Raw genomic sequence first — 10,255 nt, 5'->3', positions numbered from 1 at the left:
AACGGACGCTGCGCGACACCGCTGAGCGCCGCGACCGCTTTGCCCGCCAGCTTGCCGATGTCGACCGCGAACTGTCCGAGATCGTCTCCAGGGTCGCCGGCCTGCCCGATCCCGCCGAGAAGCGGCTTCTGGTCGAACAGGCGCTGGCGCTGCTCGAAGAGGCCGAGGCAGCCGCGATTGCCGCCGAACAGGCTGTCGCCGAGGCACGCGCGGGCGAAAGTGCGGCCCGCCCACCAGTTCAGGACGCAAAGGCCGAGCTGGCTCGGATCGAAACCGAGGCCCGCACGCTTGCCAAGATCCTGAACGCTGCGAGCGGCGACTTGTTTCCCTCGGTGCTGGAGCAGATCAGCGTCGAGCGTGGCTACGAGACGGCGCTGGGTGCCGCGCTTGGCGAAGATCTCGACGTGCCGCTCGACCGCAGCGCGCCGGTGCATTGGGGCCAGAGCGAAATCCAGCCCGGCGACGCCGCTTTGCCCGAAGGCATAAAGAGCCTCGCCAGCGTGGTGCGCGCGCCGGCGCAGCTGGCCCGCCGGCTGGCCCAGATCGGCATTGTCGAAGCCGCCGACGGAAGAAGGCTGCAGACGCTGCTTGCTCCCGGCCAACGATTGGTCAGCCGCGAAGGTGCGCTCTGGCGCTGGGATGGTTTCACCGCCAGCGCCGATGCGCCGACCGCCGCCGCGCAGCGGCTGGCGCAGAAAAACCGGCTGGCCGAACTCGACGCCGAAGCAGTCCATGCCACGCGCATCCTGCGCGAAGCCGAACAGGCTCTTGCCCAGGCCGCGCAGGCGCTTGCCCACGCGAGCGAGGCCGAACGCAACGCCCGACAGGCCGGGCGCGACGCCCAGCACGGGCTGGACGCTGCCCGCAATGTGCTGGCCGAGGCCGAAAAGGCCGGCGGCGAGCTGTCGAGCCGCCGTGCAGCACTTGACGAGGCGCGCGCCCGTATCGTCGACAGCCATGAGGAAACGGCGGCGGCGTTGGTCGACGCGGAAATGCTGCTGCAAGACGCTCCCGATCTCGGCGATCTGCAATTGCAGCTTGAGCAGTCGGCCGCTAACGTTGCCCGCGACCGCGCCGCCCTTGCCGATGCGCGCGCCGTCCATGAAGGCCTGAAGCGAGAGGCCGAGGCACGTGCGCGCCGCCTCGATGCCATCGGAGCGGAACGGCGCAACTGGGTGGAGCGCGCCGAAAACGCGTCGACACAGATCGCAGCGCTCGGCGAACGCAAGGCCGAGGCCGAGGCCGAGCGCGAAAGGCTGGCCGACGCACCCGACGAGATCGACGCCAAGCGGCGCGCCTTGCTGTCGCAGCTCGCCGAGGCCGAAAGCTTGCGCAAGGCGGCGGGCGACCGTTTGCAGGAAGCCGAGAACCGGCAGTCCGTGCTGGACAAGGCTGCGACATCAGCCATCCAGTCGCTGGCCGAGGCGCGGGAATCCCGCGTTCGCGCCGAAGAGCGGCTGACCGCCGCCGACGAGCGGCGGCTGGAGGTCGAGGCGCGCATCCAGGAAACGCTGAACACGCCGCCGCACCTGGTGATCCGCCACACCGGCCTCGAGGCCGACAGCCCGATGCCCGAAATGGCCGAGATCGAGCGTCAGCTCGACCGGCTGAAGATCGAGCGCGAACGGCTCGGCGCCGTCAATCTGCGCGCCGAGGAAGAGCAGAAGGAACTGTCGGATCGGCTGGAGACCATCGTTTCCGAGCGCGACGATATCATCGAGGCGATCCGCAAGCTGCGGCAGGCGATCCACAGCCTGAACCGTGAAGGCCGCGAGCGGCTGCTCGCCGCCTTCGAGGTGGTCAACGGCCATTTTCAACGGCTGTTTTCGCATTTGTTCGGCGGCGGCACCGCCGAGCTGCAACTGATCGAGTCCGACGATCCGCTCGAAGCAGGGCTCGAGATCCTGGCGCGTCCGCCCGGCAAGAAGCCGCAGACGATGACGCTGCTGTCCGGCGGTGAGCAGGCGTTGACGGCGATGTCGCTGATTTTCGCCGTGTTCCTGACCAACCCGGCGCCGATCTGCGTGCTTGACGAAGTCGACGCGCCGCTCGACGACCATAATGTCGAACGTTTCTGCAATCTGATGGACGAAATGGCCGCAACCACCGAAACGCGCTTCGTCATCATCACACACAACCCGATCACCATGGCGCGCATGGACCGGCTGTTCGGGGTGACCATGGCCGAGCAAGGCGTCAGCCAACTGGTCTCGGTCGACTTGCAGGCTGCTGAGGCCATGCGCGAGGCAAGCTGACGCTTCAGCTTAGTGGTGGTCTCCACCTCGGCTTTCGACTATAGCACGACGAAATGGGCTGGATCTGCCTCTCCAGACACCGGCCGGCTATGCGCGTGGAGAAGCCTGTTGCCTATACTTGTCACCGGAGCCGCGGGGTTCATCGGCAGTCACGTTTGCCACCATCTGCTGGACCGGGGAGAAGCGGTCGTCGGCGTCGACAACATGAACGACTATTACGACCTGGCGCTCAAAAAGGGGCGGCTTGCCCGTCTTCTGCCTCACAAGGATTTCTCGTTTCACCAGATCGACATTGCCGAACAGGGCGCGCTTGCGGCCGCTTTGGCCGGGCAAGGCATAGTCAGGATCATCCATCTCGCCGCGCAGGCGGGCGTGCGTCACTCACTCAACAATCCGCGGCTCTATATCCGCTCCAACGTCATGGGCCACCTCGAAGTGCTCGAATTCTGTCGCGCCGAACCGGCATTCGAGCATCTGGTCTATGCCTCGTCGAGTTCCGTCTACGGCGGCAACCGCAGCGTGCCGTTCAGCGAAGCCGATCAGGTCGACAAGCCCGTTTCGCTTTACGCCGCCACCAAGAAAACCGATGAACTGATGAGCCACACCTACGCCCATCTGTTCGGCATACCGCAGACCGGCTTGCGGTTTTTCACGGTCTACGGTCCTTGGGGCCGCCCCGATATGGCCTATTGGATGTTCACCCAGGCGATGCTCGAGGGCAAGCCGATCCGGGTCTTCAACAATGGCGAAATGTGGCGCGATTTCACCTACATAGACGATGTCGTGAAGGCAGTTGTCGCCGTGCTCGACAAGCCGCCGGCGGCTGACGTTCCGCCGAACAGGCTTTACAATGTCGGCAACAACCGGCCGGTGCGGCTGGGCGACTTCATCGACATTCTGGAAAGGCTGCTCGAGGTCAAGGCAATCCGGCAAAACGAGCCGATGCAGGCGAGCGACGTCGAGCAGACCTTTGCCGACATGACCGCGCTGGAGCGGGATTTCGGCTTCAGGCCGAGCGTTTCGATAGAGGACGGGCTGAAGAAGTTTGTCGATTGGTACCGACCGTACTCGAAGCAGTAATTTGCACTGCTTGCGGTGACGTCTCTATCTCGACGTGAACCGATGTCACTGGCTTCGGCCCAATCCGCAACTGATCCGGCGCGAAGCTATAAAGAACGTCGCCCATAGCGATCGTGCGACCGCAGCTCACCATCAAGCGTGACACCTAGAGTGGGGCACAAGTCGGTCCGCAAAAGCATCATATCGTCCTAACTTCCTGTTAACCACATGCTCGCTGAAAAATATCCGATTAACCTTTGAGGCGTTTATGAACGCTATGTTCCGTGGCTTGCTGTTCAGTATGAGCTGTGTGGATGTGTGGATTCGGGGGCTATTTCGGTTCGGTCCGGGATGCGGAAGCTTTGCTTGCGCGCATGACGTCCGCGATCGCCCATCGCGGACCGGATGAGCAAGGGAAATTCGTAGCGCGCGAGGCTGGGCTTGCGCATGCGCGGTTGTCGGTGATTGGGATTGGTGATGGCCAGCAGCCGATGTCCGACGAGACCGGCGATTTGACGATTGCGTTCAACGGCGAGATTTTCAACTACGTCGAACTGCGCCAAGGGCTGCTGGCCAAGGGCCGACGCTTCCGCACGTCGAGCGACACAGAGGTTCTCCTGCACCTGTATGACGAGATGGGCGAAGACTGCCTGTCGCTCCTGAACGGTGATTTCGCCTTCGCGATTTGGGATAATCGGCGTCGGCGGATGGTGCTTGCAAGAGACCGGATGGGTGTTCGGCCGCTGTTCTACACCAGCAAGGACGGGGTGCTCTATTTTGCGTCGGAGATAAAAGCCCTGCTGAAGGTACCCGGCGTCTCGGCCGAAATCGATCCGATCGCACTCGACCAGATCTTTACACTGTGGGCGCCGATCGCTCCACGCACGGCTTTCCGCAATATCCACGAGCTGGAGCCGGCAAGCGTGATGATCGCCACGCAAGGGCAAGTCACGGTCAAACCATACTGGCATCTGGACTATCCGCATCGGGATGCGCCATCGAAGATCACCAATGAGGATGACGCAGCCGAAGAACTGCAGGCCCTTTTGACCGACGCGGTGAGGCTTCGCATGCGCGCCGACGTGCCGGTCGGTTCTTACCTTTCGGGCGGGCTCGATTCATCTCTCGTTTCGGCACTCGCGGCCGGCATGACTCCTCTTAAGCTGCAGACATTTTCCGTGACGTTCGACAGCGCCGAGCATGACGAAAGCGCCTTCCAGACCGAAATGGCGTCGGCACTTGGCACGCAGCATCGAACCATCGCCTGCCGTGCCGGCGATATCGCCGGTGTGTTTCCCGAAGTCATCCGTTTTACCGAGCGGCCGATCATCCGCACCGCCCCGGCCCCCCTCTATCAATTGTCCGGCCTCGTTCGCCAGGCCGGTTTGAAAGTGGTGCTGACAGGCGAAGGCGCCGACGAGGTCTTTGCCGGCTATGATGTCTTCAAGGAAGCGCGGGTTCGCCGTTTCTGCGGGCGACAGCCGGCATCGCGCATCAGGCCACAGCTGTTCCGCAAGCTTTATCCCTATCTGCCGGGTCTGCAACAGCAGTCCGTGGAGTACCTGGCTGCGTTCTTCGGCACCGGTAACGCTGCCCTGGACGATCCGCTGTTCTCGCATCGGCCGCGCTTCAAGACCACCTCAGCGGCGAAGATGTTCTTTTCGGGTGACCTGCGTGCGACGTTGAAGGGCTATGACGCAGCCGAGGAACTGGCCAGCCGGTTGCCTGAGGCATTTTCCCGGTGGCACCCGCTGCATCAGGCACAATATCTCGAGTCCCGCTTTCTCCTGCCGGGCTACATCCTCTCTAGCCAGGGCGATCGGATGGCCATGGCGCACGGTATTGAAGGGCGTTTCCCCTTCCTCGATCATCGTTTGGTGGAGTTCGCCGGAAGACTTCCGCCGGAAATGAAGCTGAAGGGATTGGTGGAAAAACACATACTGCGCAAAGTTGCCAAGCACCTGCTTCCGACGGCCATCCGGGAGCGCACCAAACAGCCTTACCGGGCTCCGGAAGCCCGCTCCTTTGTTGGAGCCGGAGAACTGGACTACGTACGCCACTCGCTCAGCGAAGCGAGCATCGCCGCCGGCGGACTATTCAACGCCAAGGCGGTGGCGAACCTTCACGAGAAATGCCGCTTGCAGCCAGCGTCCGGATTCCGCGACAATGCGGCCTTCGTCGGCATTTTGTCGACGCAACTGTGGCAGAAGATTTTCACCGGCCAAAAGGTCGGTGCAGCACGAGCGGCCTGAGAAATCGAGGGAAGAAAACATCATGGTAACAATCAAGGACAAGGTCAAAACCTTTATCGTCGACAACTTCCTGTTCGGCGACACGTCCTACGAGCTTGCAGACACGGCATCACTGATCGAGAACGACATCATCGACTCGACGGCCGTGCTGGAGCTCGTGGCTTTCATAGAGGACAATTTCGGCATAGCGATGGTCGATACCGACATCGTACCGGCCAATCTGGATTCGATTGACCGTATCTCCGCCTTCATCAAGGCGAAAGCAGAAGCGCTGGCAGCGTAGGCGCCATCGGCGAGGAGCGTCCGTGCGGATCGAACATCTTCTGGCTGCGAAGGCCGCTGCCCATCCAGCCAAAACGGCATTGGTCACCGAGCACAAAAGGCTGTGCTACGAAGAGCTAGACGATCTTTCGAGCCGCCTGGCCGCGGCCCTTTTCATGAATGGCGTCAGGCGCGACGACCGGGTCCTGATCTTCATGGACAATTGCTGGGAGGCTGCGGTTTCGATTTTCGCAGTTCTTAGAGCAGGCGCGACTTTCAGTCCGATCAACGCATCCACCAAGGCCGAAAAGCTGGCCTACATCATCGCCGATTGCGACACAGCTGCGATCCTCACGCAAGCAAAACTGATGCCCGTGGTCGCCGAGGCGTGCGGATCGTCCGGCAAGACCGGCATCTTCGTGGCTTCCACCGTTGGTGCCGATAACCAATGCCCGGCAGGGGCCACATCCCTGGCGGATTGCTTGACGCTCCAAGCCAGGGAGATTGACCACCGCGGCATTGACGTCGATCTTGCGATGTTGATCTACACCTCGGGTTCGACCGGCCGGCCCAAGGGCGTGATGATGACGCACCGCAATTGCGATGCGGCGGCGGGCTCCATCGCCACCTATCTGCGCAACTCGCCAGACGACATCATCTTGAATGTTCTGCCCCTCGCTTTCGACTACGGTCTCTATCAGTTGCTGATGGCTGTCAGGCTCGGCGCCACGCTCGTGCTCGAGAAGTCCTTCGCTTTTCCCCAGGCGGTCTTTGAACGTATCCGCCAGGAAGGCGTCACCGGGCTTCCGCTCGTGCCCACGATGGCAGCGATGATCCTGCAGATGCGTGACCTGGCGCCGGGCTTCCTGCCCAGCCTTCGCTATATTTCCAACACGGCGGCTGCTTTGCCGCCGGCTCACATAGAACGCCTGCAGTTCCTTTTTCCCGGTGTCAGGCTCTATTCGATGTATGGCCTGACGGAATGCAAGCGCTGCACCTATCTGCCGCCCGAGGAGCTCGACCGTCGGCCGGGGTCGGTCGGAATAGCCATTCCAAACACCGAAGCCTTTGTCGTCGACGACCACGGGCAACGAGTGCCGCCGGGCGTAGCAGGTGAGTTGGTCATTCGCGGGCCGCACGTCATGCAGGGTTATTGGCGAAACGAAGCTGCGACGGAACAAGCCCTGCGACCAGGCCCGAACCCTTGGGAGAAGGTTCTCTACACCGGCGATCTGTTCAGGACCGATGAGGACGGCTTTCTTTATTTCGTCGGACGCAAGGACGACATCATAAAGTCGCGGGGAGAGAAGGTGGCGCCCAAGGAAGTGGAAGCCGTGCTTCACGCTCATCCGGGCATCGCGGAAGCAGTGGTTGTCGGTGTGCCGGATCCTGTGCTCGGGCATGCGATCGGCGCACTCATCGTACGGTCCGACCCGGCGCTTAGCGAAAAGGATGTCGTTCGTCACTGTGCACGTCACCTTGAGGACTTCATGATCCCCAAGGTCATCGAGTTCCGCCGCGAACTGCCGAAGACGGATACCGGCAAGGTCAGCCGTCGGCTTGCGGCAGAAACCATGGAGGCCGCGCAATGAATGTTCGCCCAACCGAGGACGCGCGGATCTTTCTGGCGCAGGCTCTGGCGATCGATTTGGCCGCCGAAACGGACCGTATCGTAACGGCCTTGCGCGAGCAGTTGCGCGGGCTTCGCAAGCGGGGCCTTGTGCTCGGTCTTTCGGGCGGGATCGATTCGAGCGTGTCGGTCGCGTTGGCCGCACGAGCCGTCGGCCCCCGGAATGTGCTTTGCCTGTTCATGCCGGAAAGCGATTCCGATCCCGAAAGTCTGCGGCTCGGCCGCCTCGTCGCCGACACTTTCGGTGTCGAGGCTATTACGGAAGATATCGGGGCGGCCTTGCGCGCAATGGGCTGCTACAAGCGTCGCGACGCCTTCATCCGCGAATTGGTCCCGGAATACGGGGAAGGCTGGGCCTCGAAGATCGTGATCGCGAACGCGCTCGAGGGCCAAGGCTATAATATCTCGTCGCTGGTGGTGCAGGATCCTGAAGGCAAGCAGACGAAACTGAGAATGCCGTTGCCTGTCTATCTCGGCGTCGTCGCCGCTACCAATATGAAGCAGCGCACCCGCAAGCAGATCGAATACTACCATGCCGATCGTCTGAACTTCGCCGTTCTTGGAACACCGAACCGGCTGGAATATGATCAGGGTTTCTTCGTGAAGAACGGTGACGGCGCCGCGGACGTCAAGCCGATCGCCCACCTCTATAAAACACAGGTTTATGCGCTGGCGGCCCATCTCGGTGTTCCGGAAGAAATCCGGAACCGGCCGCCGACCACCGATACCTACTCGCTGGCGCAGACGCAGGAGGAGTTCTACTTCTCGCTTCCTTATGACCGCATGGACCTTTGCCTTTGCGGTCTCAACAACGGCGTGGCGGCAGAAGCGGTGGGGCAGGCAGCGGGATTGGCCGCCTCCCAAGTGGAACGCGTCTGGGCCGATATCGTCGCCAAGCGCAAGGCGACGCGTTATCTGCACATGCGTCCGCGACTCGTCGAGGAAGTCGAAGAACTCGGTACCTGACCTGCTTCGAGACCGGCCACGTCCCAAAGCGCCTTAGGTGAAGCGGCTACCGATCAGCCGGCTCCACTGCTCGCCCGCAAGCCCGTTCAGGAAAACTTGCGAGTTCTTCATGGCGTCCAGAACCTCTGGATCACGTGAATGCACCACCGTGGAGGCAACGGTCAGGAAAGCGACGCGTCGTCCAAGCATCGCTTCCAGAAGTGCAGGTTGAATACGTCCGCGCAGGCCGCTGACGCCGCGCGCGGCGGCATGATCGATCAGGCAGTCTATCACGGAGCCCGCCTGGCCGGGGAGGGCGAGGATCTGCAGCACGCGACCGATTTTATACTTCCGTGCGTAATAGGCGAAAGCGCCGACATTGGTGCCGACTGGCGAAGTCACGCAAACGTAGACAAGCTCGCCCAGGTCCGGCTTCTGTGCCGCGTCGGTCAGGATGTGGTCGAGTTGGCCTTCCGTCCAGTCCGGCCGCAGGGCGAATTGAGTGGCAAACGGTTCGATGAGCTTGGCAAATGCGTGGCTGTCGACTTCGGAGGTCCGAAAGGCTCCGTGGCCTGCCCCGTCCACCGCCACGCCCGACCAGCGTCGTTCGCTGGACGTCATTCGCCTGCAATAAAATCGGTCGACGGCACGCGCCAGCGGATTGAGCACTCTGGCAAGCGCCATGCGATTGGCGGAAAGGCTGAGCATGAAGGCCGCCGGGCGCAATACGCGTACCCAGTCAAGGCTGTATTGCGGCAGGACCACGCCGCGCAGCCGGGTCCACAATTTCACGGAAATATCATTGGCGGTCTCGCTGAAGGAGATGTCCTGCGGACCGTCCAGGTAGGCTTTCAGCAAGCGTGCGCCGGCCATCGGGTCGCGCTCACGGTCCTCGACCATCAGCGAGCTACAGACAGCAGCGCGTAATTGTCGGCCGTTGAACGTCATCGGCAATACGTGAACGCCGACGAACCCGGAGACATGACCGGCATCGTTGACATGGACAAGCGACCGGAGATCGCCTCCGCAAGCGGGCGCGTCCAGATAGAACCGTCTCATGTATTCGACGAGAGAGGCCGGCGCTTCGGTCCGTTGTCTCAGCAGCACGCGTTGGAACATGTTCGCGACTGCCGGAAGGTCGGCGCCCTCCAAGGCGCGAATGAGGCTCAAGCCCGGCTCCCGGCACCGAAATCCAGCCCGCCGAGTTTCCGGGCGATGGCGACGCGAGGCGTCCCATCGGCCGTCGCGGCGAACGTCGGGTGTTCGTAGGATTTCGTTCTCGACAAAAGGGCAGCTACCTGGCGATCCTGGCCTTCCCCGAACTCGAACAACAGCCATCCGCCCGTCTTGAGGAAGGCTGCGGCCTCGCGGACCAGCCTTTGAAGGATCGAAATGCCATAAGGGCCTCCATCGAAAGCCTCGCGGGGTTCATTCTCCAGCAGGTGCACGCTTTCGCCCTCGACGCGGGATGACGAAATGTAGGGCGGATTGCACACGATCATGTCGACGGCATCTTCTAGATCGTCGCCCCCGAGCGCGGCAAACAGGTCGCCTTGCCGAATCGTAATCCTGTCTTGCAAGGCGAGACGTGCAACGTTGCGGCGGGCAAGCGCAACCGTGCTGTCGGTCAAGTCCGCTGCCCATGCCCGAACCCGCGGACAAGCGTTCGCGATCCCGATTGCCAGATTGCCACTACCGCAGCACATGTCGATCAGGATCGCTTCGCCTGCTCGTTCGCGAAGCATGGCTTCGGCCTCTCGGCCAAGCAGTTCCGTTTCCTCTCTCGGCACGAGTACATCGGGCGTGAGCTCCAGTTCGACCCCCATGAAGCGGTGCAACCTCGGCCAGTTGCG

The 10,255-nt window shown here is 62.1% G+C and carries 8 protein-coding genes; 6 read left to right on the top strand and 2 right to left on the bottom strand.

Going from position 1 to position 10,255, the window contains the following annotated elements:
• From NKJ08_RS28185 to nadE, 6 genes are all read left to right on the top strand, one after another.
• The coding region (locus NKJ08_RS28185; protein ID WP_352784416.1) for a chromosome segregation SMC family protein at window positions 1-2,255 on the top strand (2,255 nt) is incomplete at its 5' end.
• Window positions 2,256-2,363: 108 nt separating this feature from the next.
• Window positions 2,364-3,335 carry an NAD-dependent epimerase/dehydratase family protein gene (locus NKJ08_RS28180; RefSeq protein ID WP_352526998.1) on the top strand — a complete coding sequence of 324 codons (972 nt, stop codon included), beginning with the start codon at window positions 2,364-2,366 and terminating at the stop codon, window positions 3,333-3,335.
• Between the two features lie 293 nt (window positions 3,336-3,628).
• Window positions 3,629-5,566 carry an asparagine synthase (glutamine-hydrolyzing) gene (gene asnB, locus NKJ08_RS28175; protein WP_352526999.1) on the top strand — a complete coding sequence of 646 codons (1,938 nt, stop codon included), beginning with the start codon at window positions 3,629-3,631 and terminating at the stop codon, window positions 5,564-5,566.
• Window positions 5,567-5,585: 19 nt separating this feature from the next.
• Window positions 5,586-5,849, top strand: coding sequence for an acyl carrier protein (locus NKJ08_RS28170; RefSeq protein ID WP_352527067.1), 264 nt, complete (start codon window positions 5,586-5,588; stop codon window positions 5,847-5,849).
• A gap of 22 nt (window positions 5,850-5,871) precedes the next feature.
• The gene (locus NKJ08_RS28165) at window positions 5,872-7,419 is read left to right on the top strand and encodes a class I adenylate-forming enzyme family protein (protein WP_352784413.1); all 1,548 of its coding nucleotides are present in this window, start codon (window positions 5,872-5,874) and stop codon (window positions 7,417-7,419) included.
• The gene (gene nadE / locus NKJ08_RS28160) at window positions 7,416-8,423 is read left to right on the top strand and encodes an NAD(+) synthase (protein ID WP_352784410.1); all 1,008 of its coding nucleotides are present in this window, start codon (window positions 7,416-7,418) and stop codon (window positions 8,421-8,423) included. The genes NKJ08_RS28165 and nadE overlap by 4 nt, the downstream gene beginning before the upstream one ends.
• Before the next feature lie 33 nt (window positions 8,424-8,456).
• Here the strand turns inward: nadE and NKJ08_RS28155 are convergent, their stop codons facing one another.
• Both NKJ08_RS28155 and NKJ08_RS28150 read right to left on the bottom strand, forming a co-directional pair.
• Entirely contained in the window at window positions 8,457-9,572 is a 1,116-nt protein-coding gene (locus tag NKJ08_RS28155) for a hypothetical protein (protein WP_352527002.1), read from the bottom strand.
• Entirely contained in the window at window positions 9,569-10,228 is a 660-nt protein-coding gene (locus NKJ08_RS28150; protein ID WP_352527068.1) for a N5-glutamine methyltransferase family protein, read from the bottom strand. The genes NKJ08_RS28155 and NKJ08_RS28150 overlap by 4 nt, the downstream gene beginning before the upstream one ends.
• Window positions 10,229-10,255 lie beyond the last annotated feature (27 nt).

This window comes from Mesorhizobium sp. M0244, assembly GCF_040321795.1.
Taxonomy (GTDB): Bacteria; Pseudomonadota; Alphaproteobacteria; order Rhizobiales; family Rhizobiaceae; genus Mesorhizobium.
Note: the sequence above shows the minus strand (reverse complement) of the source record. Positions and strands in the feature narration are given on the sequence as shown.

Excerpts from the sequence above, each read along its gene's own strand:
- asnB (WP_352526999.1), top strand. The coding sequence starts at position 3,629 with ATGTGTGGATTCGGGGGCTATTTCGGTTCGGTCCGGGATGCGGAAGCT.
- nadE (WP_352784410.1), top strand. The coding sequence starts at position 7,416 with ATGAATGTTCGCCCAACCGAGGACGCGCGGATCTTTCTGGCGCAGGCT.
- NKJ08_RS28150 (WP_352527068.1), bottom strand. The coding sequence starts at position 10,228 with ATGGGGGTCGAACTGGAGCTCACGCCCGATGTACTCGTGCCGAGAGAG.